Origin of the sequence: Anaerococcus murdochii, from assembly GCF_019957155.1 — a bacterium.
Lineage (GTDB): Bacteria > Bacillota > Clostridia > Tissierellales > Peptoniphilaceae > Anaerococcus > Anaerococcus murdochii.
On sequence record NZ_JAIPME010000002.1, the window covers coordinates 22,854 to 41,356 of the forward strand.

Below are 18,503 nucleotides of genomic sequence, written 5' to 3' on the forward strand. Positions count from 1 at the left end.
TTCCTCCTTTCGACTTGCACAAAAAAAGATTTCCTGTGATTAGGAAATCTATTTTGCGATTGGTTGATATTTAGTTTTAAGTTGTTGCCTGTAGTAACTTCTTTTTTGCTCTGTATTCTCTTGCTTTTAATTTCTCATACTCTCGACATTTTTCAAGATTTTTCGCCCTGTATGCTTTTGAATATTCTCTATGATAGGCTCGTGATTTTTCTTTCTTTGCTTCTTCTATTTCTTCCCTCATTTGTAGCATTTCCTGTTCTGTCGGCTCTATCTGTTTTGTGAGTTCATTTTCAAATTTGCCGATATAGTTAAAATACACCTCTATTCGCTGAACAACATATTTTGCTCTTTTTACATCTCTTTCATGGACTACGATTTTACTGATAAACTCATTGATGATGGTAGGAGTAAGTTCTTCAAAGTTTGAATAGCTTTCTGCAAGTCTGATAAATTTCTTTGCTCTTTGGTTTGCATTTTCACATTCGGATAAGCGTTCTTTGATTTCTTCTTTTTCTGCTTTTAAGGTGTAGTATTCTTCTGCATACTTTCTTGATAACTGCTCATAGCGTTCTGTATCCATATTTCCAAGTGCATTATCTTCATAGAGTTTATTCATCACTCTTTCTATCTGTTCCATTCGATCTGTGATTTGTGGCATACGCTTTTGATTTTTCTTTACTTCTTCGGTCTGCTCTTTATACAGACTCTCTTTTACAAGTTTTTCAAACTCTACTTTATTTTCTAAGGAATACTGTGCTATCTTTCGCAATACTTCTGCGATATTTTCCATAACTTCGTCTACATCAATGCGATGTGGGGAGTTGCATTTAGGGTGCTTTGCTTTTCCTTTGGCATATTCACTGCAATAGGTTACATGTTGTGTGTTTTTGCCTTTGTGTATGGTTCGAATGTGCATTTTTGTTCCGCAATCTTTACAGTACATCAAGCCTGAAAGTGCGTGAATTTCTCCATCTCCGTTTGGTCTTTTTACAGGTGCATTTTTTAACATACGCTCTACATTTTCAAAGGTAGTTCTATCTATTATAGGCTCATGCACATTTTCTGTTATTTGCCATTTGCTTTTATCTACATAATGGTTTCTCTTATCTCTGTAATGCTTTTCGGTTTTGAAGTTGACTACATCGCCACAATACTCTTGTCTTTTCAGTATTCGTGTTATGGTTGCTTTGTTCCAGTTGTATCTGTTTTCTTCATTGAGAGGTTTGCTTTTGGCTGTTCCTCTGTCTTGCTGTTTCATATAAAAGGTTGGAGTTAGTATTTCTTTTTCTTTCAGATAAATGGCTATCTGATTTCTGTTTTTTCCCTCCATAAATAGCCTAAAAATGAGTTTTACGACTTCGGCAGCTTCTTTATCGACTATCCAATAATCTTTGTTCTCAGGGTCTTTTATATAGCCGTATGGGGCTTCTGTTGCGACAGGCTTTCCGTCTGCTCCTTTGGTCTTTATTCCTGTTTTTACTTTCTTGCTGATGTCTCTTGCATACCACTCTGACATGATGTTGATAAAGGGAGCAAATTCCAATGTATTTTGGTCAATGCTATCTATTCCATTATTGATAGCGATAAAGCGTACATTGTTTCTTCTAAATATCTCCATCGCATTTCCTACTTGAAGATAATCTCTTCCCCATCTTGTCATATCTTTCATGATGACAATACCGATTTTACCTTGTTCTACATCGCTTATCATCTGTGTATAAGCCGAACGGTCAAAGAACCTACCGCTTTCATCATCGTCTATATAGTGGCGAATGTTTATCAGCTTTTTTTCTCTTGCATACCTTTCTAAAAAGGCTTTTTGATTTACAATACTATTACTCTCGCCGCCGTCTCTATCTTCATCACCAACTGAAAGGCGGGAGTATAGTGCAGTGATTTTGTTATGATATTCTATCATGGCATTATCCTCCTTTTCTCGTGTCTATATATCACTCCTGTTCAGTTAATATTATGCAACCCATCTTGCAGAACCATATTCCTTACCTTGCCTATATTTCTTTTTATTTTTACCTTTAATATAAACAATTAGCTTAACAAGAGCAGCAACTGAAACACCTACTAACAAGTCCCTTGGATTAAGGCTTGGTATATAAGATAAAGTTCCTATATCAGAAATTCCCACCATTATTCTATCAACAATATCTCCTCCAACATAAGAATTGATGTGCTTAGAAAAGATATTTCCAATGTAAAAAAATGATAAATAAGGAATGTTTGATAATATAAATTTCTTTGGGTTGTCTATTTTAATTAAGTTTTTAATATCAGAAAGAATGGCTTCTAATATCTTATTCATCGTAGAAACCTTCACTATCTAATAAAATTAGTAGGTAGTGTCTTCCCTTTGGTGTTATAAATGTTTGTATTCCTACAAGTGTACCTAATGGATCAACCCATTCCTTTACTTCAAAATATCCCTTATTCTTATCTGCATAAGGTAAGAGTTTCTTTTTCTTATCTCTGTAAATTAATCCTTTATCCATTAAAAAACTTATAAACTGATTTTGTGGTATTCCTAATTCTTTGGCAGTATTTCTAAAGTTTGTAAGTAGGTTAAAATCAACTAATTTGTCATAATAGTCTGCCTTTGGTCTTAATTCTTCAATCTCTTCTTCTCTTTCGGCAATAATTCTATTGGCTACCAGAATTGCATCTGCAAGTAGCTCTTCATTTGTTTTCTTTTCTTGTCCTGCTATATATCCTCCATTTTTTCTAATACTTGGTAAAACTTCTCTAGTTACCCAAGCTTTGAATATTTTTGCTTGTGGTAGTTTTGATGAAAGAATAAGCGAATACAATCCTGATTCGTTAATTATTGAAATATTCTGTATTCCTCCAGGGGTGTTCCATTTCGTTACACCCTTATCTTCTTCATCTACATGGTCATAAACAGCTTTTCTTGGATTGACATATCCTAACATCGTTGCTACTTCATTAGCTATAAAGAAAAACTCACCGTCTTTTTCTATAACAGTGAGTTTCCCAAAATTCTTATTTTCAAATGTTTTTAGATTACTTATCATAAGCTTTGCTCCTTATGTTTATTTTTAACTTTATCTTTACTAATGGTGTCCTTAGCCATATCTTTAAACTTATTTATAGTCTTCGTTATTGAATCTTTTCTATCGGCCTTTCTTTCAGAAGCCTTAACTGCTTTTTTAAAGGCGTGTTCCATTACCTTTATATCCTTAGATTGAAAAAACACAGAGTGGTTGCCAGTTTCCTTATCTTTCATAACAGAAAACTTCACTCCGTGTTTATTTAAAATTTTCTTTAGTTCTTTTAACTCAGGATCTTTTAGATTAATTTCTTCTAACTGTCCCTTTTTAACCATATCTTTTAGTTTTACTTCTTCTCCGTTATTTTTTATTACATTTTTCAAGCCTCCTTGTTCTTCTATTTGCTTGTGGACTTTCTTTAAGGCATCGAGAATTGCTTTACTTGTTGCTTTTGCAAGTCTCACTTCAAGATTAAGACTTGACCTAGATACTTCTTCATTAATCATCTATTCCACCTCCATATAAAAGTAACTCTTTGTATTTTCTTAACTTCTCCTGATGTATTTTTCTTCTAAAATCTTCTCCCGTAACTTTAACTGGTATTGTCATTTCAAGTATTCTTGAATATATCCTCTGATACTCAAGTTCAATATTAGGATTTTGAATAATTTCCAATGATAAGTTTGTAGTAAAAATTGTCGGCCTGCCTTTTAAGTATCTTGAGTTTATAATGTTATATACTTGTTCTCTTGCATAAGATGTATCCCTTTCAATTCCAAGGTCATCTAATATTAACAAGGGAATATTTGATAGGTTATTTATAATTTCATTTGAATCTAGCTTAAATGCTGATTTTTGTATTTGGTTTATAACCTGAGATAAATTCATAATCTTAACTTTAACTTGTTCTCTTTCAATTAATTCATTTGCAATAGAACAAGCAAGATAAGTCTTTCCACTGCCAACATCTCCGTAAAATAAAAGTCCAACATTGTCTTCCTTCATTTGTTCAAAGCTTTTAGCATAGTTGTAAGCAACCTTATAGGCTTGACTTTTTTCATTTAAAAATCTCTCAAAAGTATATTGGTGTTGGTTTGGCGATGAAAAACAATCTTTTTTTAGCGATGATATTCTCGTTAATATTTCTCTTTCTGCATTTTCCTTATCTCTTTTTATTTCACATTCACATTTAATTCTTGGAATAAACTTTGTAAATCCAAGGTCAAGTAATTCTCCATCGACTCTTTTACCACATAATTTACAATAGATATGTCCATTTTTTTCAATATCATTTTCTCTTAATACAAAATCTTTTAAGTTTTTCATAAACTCTCTCCTATATCGTAATTCATTTTTCTTGTTGATTTGTCATTAATGCTTTTCGCCTGATCATTAAGATACCAATTGATTATCGTTGCCTTGTGATCTTGATAAACTCTGTTATTTGCTTTCATGTAAGATGACAACCTATCAATATATTCACTAATTCTACTTCCTAACTCATTTGTTAAGTCCTTGTATTCTTCATCAGTCAAAAATATATTTTTATATATTCCATAAGGCTTTTGACCTTTACTAAAATCATTATTTCTTAACTCATTATTATTAATATTGTTATAGTTACCTTCCGATTTTCGAAAATCTTGACTTTCGATATTCGAATCTCTTGAATTTCGATTATCGAACTTCTGGAATTTTGTTTTTCGAACTTCTTGATTTTTTAATTCCATATTAGTAAATATGCTCATAAAGTCTTTAACATAGATTCTATTAGGCTTTCCAAGTCCTTGTCTTTTCTTTTCAATCAGTCCTATCCCTGATTTAATATCAAGTTCAGCTATTAATTTATTTGCTTTTTCACTCGCACAATTAAATTGCTCTTTTATACTTTCAATTGTGTAGTAAATAAAGACTTTTCCATCTTCATCTATCCAGCCATTTTTATATGACAGACCCATTCGATTAAGCATATATGAATACAAAACTTTAGCTTCAGTAGAAATGCTCTCAAAAATCTCATCTTCCATTAATACCATAGGTAACCTAATGAAGTTATACATCTCAGATTGCCTATTATAAAAATAATCAAAATTCATTCCTACCTCCTCTCTTTAAAATAAAAAAAGACGACAGAATTATTGCTTTCTATCGTCTACGGTTGTCTTATATTTATTTTTCTTCAAATTGATTTTATTGTATAGTTTAATAATTCTAATAATCCAATAACATATATACCTAATTTAGATAATCCAAATGGACTAAATAAAAATGCTAATATTAGTGCTTCAATTACAATTTGCTTGTCTCCTTGAAAAATGCTAGCTATTCCAATTATAAAAATCAAAGTAGAAACTACGCTTAACAACGCAGTGCTCAAACTTAATATGAAGGTTAAAAAAGCTATGAGCAAACTCAACACTAATCTTATCGGTAATAAAATTATTCTAATTATCCATCTCATACATACTCCTAAAAATTAAACTGGGATTCATAACAAACCCCAGTTTCATAATTAGCGTGTCCTTTAATATAATTTTGATCCTGCTGGAATATTATCATCCAGCATTATTAAGTTAAGTTTTTCTTCACCGTCATACTCACAAATTGCAGATATAATCATACCTTCTGAGTCGATTCCCATCATCTTACGAGGAGGAAGATTACAAATTGCAAGTAGTGTCTTTCCAATTAAGCTCTCTGCGCTGTAATATTCCTTAATACCAGATAAAATAACTCTTTCTTTTTCAGAACCATCATCTAATGTAAATTTCAAAAGTTTTTTTGACTTAGGAACTTCTTCGCAGTTTTTAACCTTTACAACTCTAAAATCAGATTTTGAGAAAGTTTCAAAGTCTACCATATCTTCAAATAATGGTTCAACTTTCACTTTTGAAAGGTCAATTTCTTCTGTCGTAAGTTTGTCGTAAGTTTCGTAAGTTTCTTTTGACAAACCCCCATTTTCTGCCTTTTCTAAGCCTATTGGCTTCATTGTTGGGAATAGTAGGACATCTCTAATTGAGTGTTGGCCTGTTAGGATCATTATTAGTCTGTCGATACCAATTCCAAGTCCACCTGTTGGAGGAAGACCTACTTCTAGGGCATTTACAAAGTCATAATCCATCATTTGTGCTTCATCATCGCCTGATTCTCTTTTTCTAACTTGGTCTTCAAATCTTGCTCTTTGGTCTTCAGCATCGTTTAATTCTGAGAAGGCATTGCCGATTTCTGCTCCAGATATAAAGGCTTCAAACCTGTATGTTAGTGACCTATCGTCGTTCTTTCTCTTTGCAAGTGGTGAGATTTCTACTGGATAATCAGTTATGAAGGTTGGTTGGATTAGCTTATCTTCAACAAATTCATCAAAGAATTCTGCGATGATTTCGCCTCTTGTTTCCTTAACTTCAACACCTTTTTCCTTGGCGATAGCTTTCGCTTCTTCGTCAGTTTTTATTTCGTTAAAGTCAACACCAGAATATTCCTTTACAGCTTCAATCATTGGAATTCTCTTCCATGGAGCCTTAAGCTCGATTTCCTCACCGTCAAATTCAACAACAGTTGTACCTTTTACCTTTTTAGCAACGTGCTCAACCATGTTTTCAGTGATTTCCATCATGTCTTCATAGTCGCCGTAGGCTTGGTATAATTCCATAGCGGTGTATTCTGGGTTGTGAGTTGCGTCCATTCCTTCGTTTCTAAACATCCTACCGATTTCATATACCCTGTCAAAACCACCCACGATTAGTCTTTTTAGGTAAAGTTCGTTGGCAATTCTTAAGTACATATCAATATCTAGGGTATTGTGGTGGGTAATAAATGGACGAGCTGTCGCACCACCTGCAATTGTATTTAGGATTGGAGTTTCAACTTCAAGGAATCCTCTATTGTCCAAAAATTCTCTGATTGCAGAAATGATTCTTGATCTTTGTACAAAAACTTCTTTTACTTGAGGATTTACAATTAAATCTATATATCTTTGTCTATATCTAAGGTCTGGGTCTTTTAGGCCGTGCCATTTTTCTGGAAGCATTTGAAGGGCCTTGGTTAAAAGATTTGACTCAGCTACTTCTATAGAAATTTCACCTTGGTTGGTCTTAAAAACTTTTCCTTCAACACCGATGATATCACCAATGTCGTATTTTTTGATATATTTAAAGTCGTCGCCGATAACATTTTTACGGTTTACAACTTGGATTTGGCCAAGATCATCTTGGACATCCATAAAGCTCATGTTACCATGACCTCTCTTAGCAAGGATTCTTCCGGCTACCCTTACAGTTTGGTCTTCGTATTTTTCAAAGTTATCCTTGATTTCTTTTGAACTAATTCTGTTTTTAAAATTAACTATGCGGTGTGGGTCTTTGCCCTCTTCCTTAAGTTCGTGAAGTTTTTCCCTTCTGATCTTAAGCATTTCATTTAAATCTTGAATATTATCAGCCATTTTTTCTCCTTACTTAATATTTTTTATAACAAAATACATCTTGCCATTAGGTGTGTCTACTTCTACCCTGTCCTTAACCTTATGGCCTATAATCGCTTCTCCAACTGGAGATTCATTAGAAATATACCCTTCAAGTGGATTTGATTCAGCTGTTCCTACGATTTTGTATTCAACATCTTCTTCAAATTCTTCATCATAAAGAGTAACAGTATTACCAACACCAACTACGTCCGCATTTTCGTTAACCTCGATAGTCTTGGCGTTTCTAATCATGTCTTCAATTTTCATGATTCTTGATTCTACTTCACCTTGTTCGTTCTTTGCCTCATCGTAATCAGCATTTTCAGAAAGGTCGCCAAAGCTTCTTGCTATCTTGATTTTTTCTGCCATTTCTGGACGTTTCTTGGTTTTTAAATACTCTAATTCATCTTCTAATTTTTCTAATTTTTCCTTAGTTAATATTACTTCTTTTTTCTCAGTCATTATAATCACCTAAAATTTTTCTATATTCATCTAGCAGGTCAAAAATTTCCTTGCTAGTATGGATCTTATTTACCCTGTCCCTGTATTCGCTAGACATATAAAGACCCTTGATGTACCATCCAACATGTTTGCGCATTTGATTTATAACTAGCCTTTCGTCCTTAAACTTTAGGGCAAGTTCGTAATGCTCTTTTATTTGAGAAATTATTTCATCAAATGAAACTTTTTCATAGGAGCCTTTTTCTAGGTATTCCTTGATATAGCGAAAGATGAAGGGATTTCCCATAGCACCTCTGGCAATCATCGCCCCATCAGCTCCTGTTATCTCCATTACTTTTATAAAATCTTCCGGAGTGAAAATATCTCCGTTTGCAATTACTGGTATATTTACAGCATCCTTTAATTTTTTAATAGCCTGCCAGTCAGCATGGCCCGAATACATGGCCTTTCTGGTCCTTGCGTGGAGGATTAAATAATCCGCACCTCCCTCTTCCATGGCCTGGCCGTTTTCAATATAATTTATAGAATCATCATCAACACCAAGTCGATATTTGATATTAATGATTTTGTCAGTTGACTCCCTCAAGGCCTTGGTAATCTTATAAACCTGATGGGGATTTTTGAGTAGAGCAGATCCTTCTCCATTATTGAAAATCTTTGGAGCAGGGCAACCCATATTAAAGGATATTTCTTTGATATTGGTAAGAGGATTTATCTTTTCCTCTACTACTTTTTTTATCTTGTCTATATCTGAGCCAAAAATTTGGATATTGGCGTTTTTTTCTAGGTCAGATATAAACATGATATCAGCAGTGGCCCTGTTATCAAAAGCTAGGGCATTAACTGAAACCATCTCTGTGAAGGTCTTATCACAGCCATTTTTCTCACAAACAATCCTAAAGGCAGTATCTGTCACACCCGCCAGGGGTGCAAGCATAATTTTCTTACCTGTCAAGGTTTCGCTCATAGATTATCCTTAGGCCTTCAAGCATGAGATCAGGCTCAATGGTGTTGATATACTTGCTAGATTGGGAAATCAACTCCGAAAAACCACCTGTTGCTATGACATTGATTTGGCTTTTGTCCACACCCACTCTTTCTACGATTTCATCTTCGATTGTTTCAATGAGTTTATCTATCATACCGATATAGCCAATTACAATTCCGGCATTAATGGCATCTGAGGTTGATTCTGTGATGGCTGTAGTAGGTTGTTTTAACTCGATTTTTGGAAGCTTTGCAGTTTTCCCAAAAAGTCCATCCTGGGCAATTTTTATACCAGGAGCAATGACTCCACCAAGATATCTACCATCAGATGTGACTACATCAACGGTTATGGCTGTACCCATGTCAACAACTACAGAAGGACCTCCGTATTTTTCGTAGGCTGCAACTGCATCTACAATCCTATCGGCACCAACCTCACTTGGATTTTCATAATCGATTGTTATTCCTGTGTAGGTATCAGAAGTTACAATCTTAGCTTCCTTGCATAGAAGTTTCCTATTAGCTGATTCCCAATTATATAAAACATCTGGTACAACGCATGAAATCATTGTATCTTCAATATCTTTGATATCTATATTGTGGATCATAAACATATTAAATAAAGTAGCAACCAATTGATCGCTGGTGCTTTTCAAGTCAGTTGCCACTCTAAATCTAGCCTTTAAATTTTCTTTTTCATAAACACCTATAACGGTGGTTGTATTTCCAATATCTATAACCAGTAACATATATTCATCCTTTGCTTAATTTAACTCTTATATGATACGGTTAAAGGGCTGTTTTTTCAAGCTTATTTGCCTAGTTTATACTTTCTTATAAGCTCGTTTATCTCTTCTATGTCTTCTTTTCTAACTTTTACAGTCTCACGAGTAGTGTTTTTGTCTTTTTTTATGGCCATAACTAGCTCGCCCCTATTGGTATCAAAGCCCCATTTTTTGAGTTCTTTGAAGCTTACAAAGCCAGAATTTAAAAGCATGCCTTCTTCAGCTATATATAATTTGCTGAGGGAAAAAATCATAAAAACAAAAGCCAAAACTACCATAACAACAGCTGTCATCATGGAATTTTTGTCGTTTAATTTATAACCATTAAAAAAGTTTACTCCGCCAACTACCAAAAGAATTGAAAATAAAATCATTTCCATAGATGAAATTGGTTTTTTAAAGCTTAGAGCATTTTCTCCTAACAATTTCTTATCTTTGGCTTGTTTAAAGAGCCTATAGATAAAGAATACTGTAATTGCCCCATATAAAATAAGTATAATTTTGTCAAATCCTTGCATTTTTCTCTCCCTTTTATCTTAGCAAATAAAATAGGTCTACTGACCTATTTCATCTCTTCTATATCTTCATAAACTGATCTTTTTACTACACCTATATAATTGAGGTTCCTATATAATTGATTGTAGTCAAGACCAAAACCTACCACATATTCATTTGGAATTTTAAAACCTGTAAAGTCTGGTTTGATTTCAACTTCACGTCTTTCTGGTTTATCAAGAAGGGTAATTATCTTGAGGTCTTTTGGTTCTCTTTTTAGAAGAGTTTCCTTAATTTTCTTTAGGGTAAAACCAGTATCAATGATGTCTTCTACAATCAAAACTTCCTTATCTTTTATATCTATATCAAGGTCCATTAAGATTTTTACATTACCTGAAGAATAGGTATTATCTTCATAAGATGAAACTGACATAAACTCCATCTTTGTTTCAACATTCAAATACTTAGCAAGTTCTGCCATAAACATCACAGAACCCTTGAGGATGCAAACTAAAATTAGTTCGTCCTTGTCGGCATAGTAGTTGTTTAAAGTCTTTGCTAATTGTTTAATCTTTAGATTAAGACTTTCTTCATCTATTAAGACTTTTTCAATAAGATTATCTTTGTCAATTTTCATCATAAACCTCGATTTTTAGTATTTTTTTTGTGCCAGAGCTGACCTTAAATTCATCGCTCATCCTTAAAGGAGCTAGCCAAATTATCTTATCCTTTGACAAGATCAAGGGAAGATTATCTCGCCTTTTTCTGTCAATTTTTTGGTCGGATAAAAAATCTTTGAGCTTTTTTTCGCTCTTATGGCCCAGGGGCACAATTCTGTCACCAGGACGTCTTGTCCTCACTTTTAGAGGAAAATCCAACAGGTCATAGTCAAAATACCCTACATTTTTATCTTTTTCGTATTTATCACTATTAATTATACTTGTTTTTATATAAAATCCATTATAAAAAACGGTCTCTTGGTCTCCTAAATATTTTTCAGTTAGATTTTTTTCCTTCTTTGTAATTTCTTCTAAGATATAGGAATCATAAGATTTTCTTAGGCTTAGGTCATCTTTTATAAGGACCTTACCGGTCTCTAAATCTTTTATTTTTAAAAAATCAACAAGATTTTCTTTTGACAAGTCTTTGATTTGTCCCTTTAGGATTTCCACAGATTTTCTTAGGATTCTTCTTAAAATGGCAGGATCTTCTTGGTCAAACTTTTCCTTATCAAAAGATATTTCGCCCTGGCTTATTCTTGCCATTTCCTTAAATTTTTCATCTACTATTTTATCTAATATTTTTAGGTCATCCTTGGCCAAGGCTGACAAAGAAAAAACCGAATCAATCACGTTTGGATTTATTTCTTCAAGGATTGGGATTATATCTAGTCTTACCTTATTTCTTGTATAATCGTTTTCAAAATTTGTATGGTCTATGGCATAGGCAATATTATTTTCATCTAAATATTCTAAAATTTCTTTCTTTTTTATATCTAAAATAGGCCTAATAATATTTCCTGTCCTATAATCCATAGCCCTAAGACCATCAAGACCAGTTCCTCTGATTATCCTCATAAGGACAGTTTCAGCCTGGTCGTCCTTGTTGTGGGCCACAGCAATTTTACTTGTAGGGTATTTTTTCGCTAAATCACCAAAAAACTCATAGCGAAGGCGGCGACCTGCATCTTCTGGTGATATTTTTAGCTTACTTGCTAAATCATCCATGGACCTGGACCTTGAAAAAAAATCCAAGCCGAGTTTTTCCGCAGTTTTCCTAACCAGTTCTTCATCCTTATTTGCTTCTCGCCTGTGAAGATGGTTTAGGTGGGCAAGGACCATTTCAAAACCCAGTTCTTTTCTAAATTTTTCTAGGATATAAATCATAAACTGGCTATCAGGTCCACCACTGGCGCCAACAATTACAGTATCCCCCCTGCTAATTAATTTATTTTCAACAAGGGTCTTGTAAATCCTATCTTCCATTTTCATTTCTCTCTGGATTTTCTCCTTGGTTTGCATTTGGATTTGACTGGTTGTTTTGATTATCATTTGGATTTGGGTTTTGATTATCATTTGGATTTGCCTGATCATTTTCGTTAGTGGCCTGGTTGGCACCGCTATCAGGATTTTCTTGGTCTGTTTGCTTAGGATTTACAGGCTTAATTACAGAATTTTCTTCTTTTTCACCCTTATCTTCCTCGCCCTTTTTCACCATGCCAAGTTTTTCTTTTGCAACTTTTTCCTTAAATTCATCAGTGTTTCTCATCTCATAATCATTCTTAAGCTCGTCTATCTCAGTTTTGATGTCCTCAAGCTTTTTTTGACCTGAAATGATATCCTTATTCATATCTGCATGTTCCTTATTCATAGCAGAATTAAGGTAGAAAAAGCCCAAGCTTACTATAATTACAAGTCCTGCAGCAACCCTTAAAAATCTTTTATTTTTTTGTTTTCTCTTAGAAAGGTAAGAATCTTTCCTCGCCCTTCTTCTATTTTTAGCCATCTATTACCTCATACATTCCGTCTGCTGTAGTTTTTTTGGCGCCTTCGATTAGGTCAAGGACCCTGACTTTTAGGACTGATTTACCAAAGGTAATCTCGATAATATCACCTTTTTCAACCTCAGATCCTGGCTTGGCGACCTTGTCATTTATCTTTACACGCTCGTTTTCACAAGCTTCCTTGGCAACTTGTCGTCTTTTTATAATTCTTGAATTTTTTAAAAATTTATCTACTCTCATACTCTAACTTTACTTTTATTGGCCTATTATGCAATTTAGCCAAATTTACGATTATTAGTATAGTAGTCTTATGAAATACATCCTCCACATCGACTGCGATGCCTTTTATGCATCCTGCGAAGAAATCAGAAATCCAAAACTTAAGAAAAGACCCATGGCTGTGGGTGGGCTTACTAATAAGTCAATTATTACAACAGCTAATTACGAGGCAAGAAAATTCGGAATTCATTCTGCCATGCCTGTTTTCATTGCAAGGGACCTGTGTCCAAACCTAATCCTCGTTAAGGTTGACCATCCCTATTATAAGGAAAAATCTCAAGAGGTTTTTGATCTGGTAAAGACCCACGCTAGACTTTTCGAACAGGTTTCAATAGATGAGGCCTACATAGAAGCAGACCTTGACGATCCTTTGACTTTTGCCAAGAATCTCCAAGAAGAAATCCTAGCTAAGACACAAATTCCAATTTCAATCGGGATTTCCTACAATAAATTTCTTGCAAAACTCGCATCAGATTGGAATAAGCCATTTGGGATTAAATACATAGGAGAAGATGATGTTGATGAAATTCTCCCAGACCTACCTGTTTATAAGGTCCACGGCATAGGTAGGCGTGCCACCGAAAAGCTAAACAGGATCGGAATTTATAAGGTTTCTGACCTTTTGAAGCTAGATAGGATATTTTTAGAAAGCCTTTTTGGCAAGGGTGGAGATTATATATACGATGTAATTAGAGGAATTGACCATAGGCCAGTAAACCCAACTAGGGACAGGAAATCTATTGGCAAGGAAAGGACTTTTAGGCAAAATACTAACGACGCTAAGGTCTTAAAAGAATATTTGAGAAGAATTTCTGACCTTATTGAAATTGAAATGATAAAAAAAGACATCCAAGCCAAGACAGTTTCCATAAAATTAAAAGATGAATATTTTAAAAACCAAACCAGATCCATTACCCTCCAAGAACCTATTTACCTAGCCGATGATATCTATGAAGAAGCAGTAAATCTCTTAGATGAAGCCTTTAAGGGCGAGTACATCAGGCTTATAGGCATTTCCCTATCAAACCTATCGGCTAGGGATGTAAACCAACTGACTTTTTTGTAAAAAAATAACCCGCAAGTATAAATTATTCTAATACTTACGGGTTTTGTTTTATTCTTGATCTAAGATTGATTCTTGTGTAGCTTCTTCGCTATCTTCTTCCTCGATTGGTGCGAGGTCTTTTTTGAAGGCTGCCCTAACTTTTTCGTCAATTTGTCTAGCAAGTTCTGCATCTTCCTCAAGCATAGTCTTTACATTTTCCCTACCTTGGCCAAGTTTTTCATCGCCGTAGGAATACCAAGATCCTGCTTTTTCAACAATATCAAGGTCAACAGCTGTATCTAAAAGTACACCTGCCTTTGAGATTCCCTTTCCATACATGATGTCAAATTCAACTATCTTAAATGGTGGGGCTACCTTATTTTTAACTATTTTAACCCTAGTCCTTGAACCAATTGAGTTATCACCTTCGGTAATGGTCTTAATCCTTCTAATATCAAGTCTTACTGAAGAATAGAATTTAAGGGCACGTCCACCAGTAGTTGTCTCTGGATTTCCAAACATAACCCCGATTTTTTCCCTTAATTGGTTGATAAAGATAACTGTTGTATTTGACTTGGCAATTATACCTGTAAGTCTCCTAAGGGCTTGGCTCATAAGTCTGGCTTGTAGACCCATGTGGCTATCTCCCATCTCCCCTTCAATTTCAGCCTTTGGTACAAGGGCTGCAACAGAGTCGATTACGATAAGACCAACAGCCCCACTTCTTACAAGGCTTTCTGCAATATCAAGTCCTGCCTCACCAGTGTCTGGTTGGGAAAGAATTAATTCGTCGATATTAACTCCAAGGTTACCTGCATACTCTGCATCAAGAGCGTGTTCAGCGTCCACAAAGGCACATGTATCCCCCAGTTTTTGGGCTTCTGCTATAACGTGGAGGGCTAGAGTTGTCTTACCAGATGATTCTGGTCCATAAATCTCAATGACCCTACCCCTTGGAAGTCCACCTATACCTAGGGCAATATCAAGGTTGACTGCTCCTGTAGGAATAGCATCTATAGCCACCCTTGGGGCCTCACCCATCTTCATAATTGAACCTTTGCCATACTTCTTTTCTATCTGCTTAAAAGCCTGGTCAAGGGCCTTTTTCTTATTTGCGTCCATATACACTCCTTATACACTTAATGTCTTACTACTATTATATACCTTTTTTTAATAAAGTCTAATTTCTTGTCCTAACCATATTCATGGCAAAGATTACAAATTGTACTACCACCATCAGGATAAGTCCAAGATTAATCTGTTGGACATTTATCATAAGGGGCACCATCAAAAACAAGAGGCCACCAAAGATAACTATGTTGGAACTTAACTTATCTTCCATATAGGCAGCTTTCCTGTGGGCTTTTAGCATGATTATCCCCGCCACTAGGATGGAAGCTAAAAACAAAACAGGAAAGAAATTCCCATAGCCCCAAGTCATTGGTGACACGAAATTAAATCTTTTTATGGTAATAGTCGCACCATCAGACATAAATCTCTGGTGGATAAAATCACCAAAAAAAGCAGCAATGGCTTGAAATACCAACAGAATTAGCTCTATTGTTATTAATTTCTTGCCTTTTTCATCTGTCATATTTTCTCCAAAATTTTTTTAAATATTTTCTAAATCCAAAACTTTTTTATTTTTAATAATATAATCAAGTCCTGAAATTACTGTCAAAATAACTGCTACATAGAAAACATAGATACCAAACTTATTTAAGACGTCGTTGTGAAGTAGGAGCAAAACTAGGGAAATCATCTGACTTGTAGTTTTTGCCTTGCCCCACATAGATGCTGCTATAGTAATACCCATGTCAGCTGCGAGTGTCCTAAAACCAGTAATAATAAATTCTCTTGAAATAATTATTATAACTGCCCAAGCTGGAATTACATTTGCTTCAACTAGGACAATAAAGGCTGCCATAGTAAGGACCTTATCCACAAGCGGGTCTACAAATTTTCCAAAATTTGTAATTAAATTCCTGCTCCTAGCAAGGTGACCGTCAAGAGCATCTGTAAGAGATGCAACCATAAAAAGAATTGCTGCTATATTGTAGCTTGTGCCATAGATATAAAAAGCTATGACAAAGATTGGAATCATGACAAGTCTTACCATTGTAACTTTATTAGCTATATTCATCTTTATCTCCTATAAATCTTCAAAATATGTCCTATCAACAAGGACCTTACGAGGTTTGCTGCCCTCATAGCCGCCGACTAGGCCCTTTTGCTCTAGCTGGTCAATTATCCTACCAGCCCTGGCATAGCCGATTTTTAATTTTCTTTGAAGCATAGATACAGAAGCTGTTTGGTCAGCTACTATCACCTTTATTGCCTCATCCAACAATTCGTCCTCATCTTCAAGGTCTGCTGTAACATTTTCTTCGACCTTTTCGATGGCTTCTTCGTTGTAATTTGTTTCGCTATTTCCTTTTATATATTCTACTACACTTAAAACTTCTTCATCTGAGACAAAGGCCCCTTGGATTCTCACAGGTTTCATAGAATCTGATGAAGCATAGAGCATGTCGCCCTTGCCAAGGAGTTTCTCTGCACCCTGCATATCCAAAATTGTCCTTGAATCTATCTGGCTTGTTACAGCAAAGGAAATCCTTGATGGGATGTTTGCCTTAATTGTACCAGTAATTACGTCTACAGTTGGTCTTTGAGTTGCAATTATCAAGTGGATACCGCAGGCCCTAGATTTTTGAGCAAGCCTTGTGATATAGTCTTCTACTTCACTTGCTGCAGTCATCATTAGGTCTGATAACTCGTCTACGATTACCACGATGTATGGTAGGTTTTCCATAGAATCATCAGTTTCAGCCGCTTTTTTATATCCCTTGATGTCCCTAACATGGTTTTCTTCAAAGAGTTTATACCTTTTTTCCATCTCAGAGATCGCCCAAAATAGTGAAGACGATGCCTTTTTAGGATCGGTTATAACAGGCATTATCAAATGTGGAATCCCATTATAAACCGAAAGCTCAACGACTTTTGGGTCTATCAGTAGGAGTTTAACCTCATCTGGGCTATGCTTGTATAAAATCGACATGATAATTGTGTTGATACAAACTGACTTACCAGAACCTGTCGCTCCAGATACCAATAGGTGGGGCATCTTTTCTATAGCTGAAATAATTGGTTCACCAGAAATTGACTTACCCATAGCGAATGGAATGGCGTATCTTGTCTTGATAAACTTAGTTGATGAAATAATTTCCTTAAAGCCTACGACTTCTTTTTTATCGTTGGCAACTTCTATACCAACGTGGGATTTTCCCGGAATTGGCGCTTCTATCCTGATCCCTGATGTGGCAAGGCTTAGGGATAGGTCATCAGCAAGGTTTACAATCTTTGATACCTTAACACCCCTAGCTGGTTTTAGCTCATAGCAGGTGACAGTTGGTCCCACGTCTATTTGAACGATTTTGCCTTCGATTCCGAAAGATTCTAAGGTTTCCTCAATGATTTCTGCCTTCTCTCTTATTTCGTCATTATCAATCCCCCCGTCAGCATTTATGTCCTTTAGAAGGCTCACTGGCGGATAAGAATAGTTAGCAAATTCTCTTTTTAAATCTTCGTTAAGGTCAGAAAACTCAACTTGTTTTGACTTGTAGTCCCTGATAACTTTTTCGTCTTGCTTATCTTTATCATTTCCAATCAAATCCTCGTCTGCCTCTATTTTTGCAGGTCTTTTCTTTACTGCCCTTCGAGGAGAATTTTCAGATTTAGGATTGTTTATCTTAAGGCTTGGAATTTTTTCGGATTTTCTATCCTTTTCTAACTTTCTAGCCTTAGATTCCTCTAATTTTTTACTTATTTTTGCCATGGCCTTTTGGCTTAAGTGCTTAATCCCAAGACCCGTAATTATCAGTCCATCCCTTAATTTTAGGAAAAATTCCTTATAGGTATAAGGACTTACATTTATAATAAAGGAACCAATCAAAGTGGCATAAAGGATATAAAGGCCGACGTGTCCGATGAAATTTAGGACATAAAAGCCAACTAGACCTCCAAACCAACCTCCACCAAGACTTCCCTTAAAGGCTGAATATTCAACCGACCAGGCAAGTTCATTTCTGATATAGTCCTTGGACAAAATAGCCAAAGTCAAAAAATAAATTCCATAAATTAAAAGCATTCGGCTTAGGTTTTCCCTGAACTTTTCCCTATAAACTAAATAAAAACTTGCAAATAAAATGATTGGAAAAGCCAAGTTTAACTTGCCGAAAAGACCTTCAAAAAATCTCGCCAAGGCATCGCCGATAAGGCCAGTGCTTGATGATAAAATAAAAATAAATATTAGGACAGATGCGACCATGACCACCATAGAAAAAGTCTTGATGTCAAAGGATCTTTCCCTAAATTTTTTTTGCTTACTTTTGTTGGGAGACTTCGTGTTAGACTTTTTTCTAATTCTCCCAGAATTCCTGTTTGTCATATACACCTCTCCCATATATTA

The 18,503-nt window shown here is 35.1% G+C and carries 20 protein-coding genes and 1 pseudogene; 1 reads left to right on the forward strand and 20 read right to left on the reverse strand.

Translation table 11 applies throughout. From position 1 onward, the window contains the following. Nucleotides 1-76: 76 nt before the first annotated feature. From K8P03_RS00570 to K8P03_RS00645, 16 genes and pseudogenes are all read right to left on the reverse strand, one after another. Nucleotides 77-1,918, reverse strand: coding sequence for a recombinase family protein (locus K8P03_RS00570; RefSeq protein WP_223417570.1), 1,842 nt, complete (start codon nt 1,916-1,918; stop codon nt 77-79). A 60-nt stretch (nt 1,919-1,978) separates the two neighbouring features. Further along, nucleotides 1,979-2,317: pseudogene (locus tag K8P03_RS00575) on the reverse strand (VirD4-like conjugal transfer protein, CD1115 family); the annotation flags it as partial. Beyond that, nucleotides 2,310-3,044 carry a phage antirepressor Ant gene (locus K8P03_RS00580; protein WP_017644371.1) on the reverse strand — a complete coding sequence of 245 codons (735 nt, stop codon included), beginning with the start codon at nt 3,042-3,044 and terminating at the stop codon, nt 2,310-2,312. The pseudogene K8P03_RS00575 and the gene K8P03_RS00580, both read right to left, overlap by 8 nt. Then, the gene (locus tag K8P03_RS00585; protein ID WP_000606600.1) at nt 3,041-3,526 is read right to left on the reverse strand and encodes a PcfB family protein; all 486 of its coding nucleotides are present in this window, start codon (nt 3,524-3,526) and stop codon (nt 3,041-3,043) included. Before K8P03_RS00585 ends, K8P03_RS00580 begins: the two co-directional genes overlap by 4 nt. Then, nucleotides 3,519-4,346, reverse strand: coding sequence for an ATP-binding protein (locus K8P03_RS00590; protein ID WP_223417571.1), 828 nt, complete (start codon nt 4,344-4,346; stop codon nt 3,519-3,521). Before K8P03_RS00590 ends, K8P03_RS00585 begins: the two co-directional genes overlap by 8 nt. Further along, complete coding sequence (locus tag K8P03_RS00595) at nt 4,343-5,116, reverse strand: replication initiator protein A (RefSeq protein ID WP_223417573.1); 774 nt, start codon at nt 5,114-5,116, stop codon at nt 4,343-4,345. Before K8P03_RS00595 ends, K8P03_RS00590 begins: the two co-directional genes overlap by 4 nt. An 83-nt stretch (nt 5,117-5,199) precedes the next feature. Next, on the reverse strand, nt 5,200-5,481 hold the full coding sequence (locus K8P03_RS00600) for a CD1845 family protein (RefSeq protein WP_072537753.1): 282 nt from the start codon (nt 5,479-5,481) through the stop codon (nt 5,200-5,202). Between the two features lie 63 nt (nt 5,482-5,544). Continuing rightward, nucleotides 5,545-7,458 (reverse strand): lysine--tRNA ligase, encoded by a 1,914-nt coding sequence (lysS, locus tag K8P03_RS00605; protein ID WP_223417574.1) that lies wholly within the window; start codon nt 7,456-7,458, stop codon nt 5,545-5,547. 9 nt (nt 7,459-7,467) lie between these two features. After that, entirely contained in the window at nt 7,468-7,941 is a 474-nt protein-coding gene (greA, locus tag K8P03_RS00610; RefSeq protein ID WP_223417575.1) for a transcription elongation factor GreA, read from the reverse strand. Then, nucleotides 7,934-8,908, reverse strand: coding sequence for a tRNA dihydrouridine synthase DusB (gene dusB / locus K8P03_RS00615; protein WP_223417576.1), 975 nt, complete (start codon nt 8,906-8,908; stop codon nt 7,934-7,936). Before dusB ends, greA begins: the two co-directional genes overlap by 8 nt. Beyond that, a complete protein-coding gene (locus tag K8P03_RS00620) occupies nt 8,886-9,677 on the reverse strand; it encodes a type III pantothenate kinase (protein WP_223417577.1) in 792 nt (263 codons plus the stop codon). The genes dusB and K8P03_RS00620 overlap by 23 nt, the downstream gene beginning before the upstream one ends. A 62-nt stretch (nt 9,678-9,739) precedes the next feature. Next, complete coding sequence (locus tag K8P03_RS00625; RefSeq protein WP_223417579.1) at nt 9,740-10,231, reverse strand: DUF986 family protein; 492 nt, start codon at nt 10,229-10,231, stop codon at nt 9,740-9,742. Nucleotides 10,232-10,275: 44 nt separating this feature from the next. Continuing rightward, complete coding sequence (hpt, locus tag K8P03_RS00630) at nt 10,276-10,845, reverse strand: hypoxanthine phosphoribosyltransferase (RefSeq protein ID WP_223417580.1); 570 nt, start codon at nt 10,843-10,845, stop codon at nt 10,276-10,278. Continuing rightward, nucleotides 10,835-12,199, reverse strand: a complete 1,365-nt coding sequence (gene tilS / locus K8P03_RS00635) for a tRNA lysidine(34) synthetase TilS (protein WP_223417581.1) — start codon at nt 12,197-12,199, stop codon at nt 10,835-10,837. The genes hpt and tilS overlap by 11 nt, the downstream gene beginning before the upstream one ends. After that, entirely contained in the window at nt 12,183-12,713 is a 531-nt protein-coding gene (locus K8P03_RS00640; protein ID WP_223417582.1) for an FtsB family cell division protein, read from the reverse strand. Before K8P03_RS00640 ends, tilS begins: the two co-directional genes overlap by 17 nt. Further along, nucleotides 12,706-12,951 carry an RNA-binding S4 domain-containing protein gene (locus K8P03_RS00645; RefSeq protein ID WP_223417583.1) on the reverse strand — a complete coding sequence of 82 codons (246 nt, stop codon included), beginning with the start codon at nt 12,949-12,951 and terminating at the stop codon, nt 12,706-12,708. Before K8P03_RS00645 ends, K8P03_RS00640 begins: the two co-directional genes overlap by 8 nt. A gap of 70 nt (nt 12,952-13,021) precedes the next feature. Between K8P03_RS00645 and K8P03_RS00650 the strand changes: the two genes are divergently transcribed. Beyond that, the gene (locus K8P03_RS00650) at nt 13,022-14,056 is read left to right on the forward strand and encodes a DNA polymerase IV (protein WP_223417585.1); all 1,035 of its coding nucleotides are present in this window, start codon (nt 13,022-13,024) and stop codon (nt 14,054-14,056) included. 48 nt (nt 14,057-14,104) lie between these two features. Here the strand turns inward: K8P03_RS00650 and recA are convergent, their stop codons facing one another. The 4 genes from recA to K8P03_RS00670 are packed head-to-tail and all read right to left on the reverse strand — an operon-like array spanning nt 14,105 to nt 18,482. Continuing rightward, the gene (gene recA / locus K8P03_RS00655; RefSeq protein WP_223417586.1) at nt 14,105-15,157 is read right to left on the reverse strand and encodes a recombinase RecA; all 1,053 of its coding nucleotides are present in this window, start codon (nt 15,155-15,157) and stop codon (nt 14,105-14,107) included. Between the two features lie 58 nt (nt 15,158-15,215). Further along, nucleotides 15,216-15,629, reverse strand: coding sequence for a hypothetical protein (locus K8P03_RS00660; protein ID WP_223417588.1), 414 nt, complete (start codon nt 15,627-15,629; stop codon nt 15,216-15,218). 18 nt (nt 15,630-15,647) lie between these two features. Further along, a complete protein-coding gene (pgsA, locus tag K8P03_RS00665; protein WP_223417589.1) occupies nt 15,648-16,178 on the reverse strand; it encodes a CDP-diacylglycerol--glycerol-3-phosphate 3-phosphatidyltransferase in 531 nt (176 codons plus the stop codon). Nucleotides 16,179-16,187: 9 nt separating this feature from the next. Then, nucleotides 16,188-18,482, reverse strand: a complete 2,295-nt coding sequence (locus K8P03_RS00670) for a DNA translocase FtsK (protein ID WP_223417590.1) — start codon at nt 18,480-18,482, stop codon at nt 16,188-16,190. Nucleotides 18,483-18,503 lie beyond the last annotated feature (21 nt).

Excerpts from the sequence above, each read along its gene's own strand:
- K8P03_RS00620 (WP_223417577.1), bottom strand. The coding sequence starts at position 9,677 with ATGTTACTGGTTATAGATATTGGAAATACAACCACCGTTATAGGTGTT.
- K8P03_RS00625 (WP_223417579.1), bottom strand. The coding sequence starts at position 10,231 with ATGCAAGGATTTGACAAAATTATACTTATTTTATATGGGGCAATTACA.
- K8P03_RS00600 (WP_072537753.1), bottom strand. The coding sequence starts at position 5,481 with ATGAGATGGATAATTAGAATAATTTTATTACCGATAAGATTAGTGTTG.
- tilS (WP_223417581.1), bottom strand. The coding sequence starts at position 12,199 with ATGAAAATGGAAGATAGGATTTACAAGACCCTTGTTGAAAATAAATTA.
- recA (WP_223417586.1), bottom strand. The coding sequence starts at position 15,157 with ATGGACGCAAATAAGAAAAAGGCCCTTGACCAGGCTTTTAAGCAGATA.
- K8P03_RS00590 (WP_223417571.1), bottom strand. The coding sequence starts at position 4,346 with ATGAAAAACTTAAAAGATTTTGTATTAAGAGAAAATGATATTGAAAAA.
- K8P03_RS00645 (WP_223417583.1), bottom strand. The coding sequence starts at position 12,951 with ATGAGAGTAGATAAATTTTTAAAAAATTCAAGAATTATAAAAAGACGA.
- K8P03_RS00640 (WP_223417582.1), bottom strand. The coding sequence starts at position 12,713 with ATGGCTAAAAATAGAAGAAGGGCGAGGAAAGATTCTTACCTTTCTAAG.
- K8P03_RS00580 (WP_017644371.1), bottom strand. The coding sequence starts at position 3,044 with ATGATAAGTAATCTAAAAACATTTGAAAATAAGAATTTTGGGAAACTC.
- K8P03_RS00660 (WP_223417588.1), bottom strand. The coding sequence starts at position 15,629 with ATGACAGATGAAAAAGGCAAGAAATTAATAACAATAGAGCTAATTCTG.
- K8P03_RS00595 (WP_223417573.1), bottom strand. The coding sequence starts at position 5,116 with ATGAATTTTGATTATTTTTATAATAGGCAATCTGAGATGTATAACTTC.
- greA (WP_223417575.1), bottom strand. The coding sequence starts at position 7,941 with ATGACTGAGAAAAAAGAAGTAATATTAACTAAGGAAAAATTAGAAAAA.
- dusB (WP_223417576.1), bottom strand. The coding sequence starts at position 8,908 with ATGAGCGAAACCTTGACAGGTAAGAAAATTATGCTTGCACCCCTGGCG.
- lysS (WP_223417574.1), bottom strand. The coding sequence starts at position 7,458 with ATGGCTGATAATATTCAAGATTTAAATGAAATGCTTAAGATCAGAAGG.
- K8P03_RS00650 (WP_223417585.1), top strand. The coding sequence starts at position 13,022 with ATGAAATACATCCTCCACATCGACTGCGATGCCTTTTATGCATCCTGC.
- hpt (WP_223417580.1), bottom strand. The coding sequence starts at position 10,845 with ATGAAAATTGACAAAGATAATCTTATTGAAAAAGTCTTAATAGATGAA.
- K8P03_RS00570 (WP_223417570.1), bottom strand. The coding sequence starts at position 1,918 with ATGATAGAATATCATAACAAAATCACTGCACTATACTCCCGCCTTTCA.
- K8P03_RS00585 (WP_000606600.1), bottom strand. The coding sequence starts at position 3,526 with ATGATTAATGAAGAAGTATCTAGGTCAAGTCTTAATCTTGAAGTGAGA.
- K8P03_RS00670 (WP_223417590.1), bottom strand. The coding sequence starts at position 18,482 with ATGACAAACAGGAATTCTGGGAGAATTAGAAAAAAGTCTAACACGAAG.
- pgsA (WP_223417589.1), bottom strand. The coding sequence starts at position 16,178 with ATGAATATAGCTAATAAAGTTACAATGGTAAGACTTGTCATGATTCCA.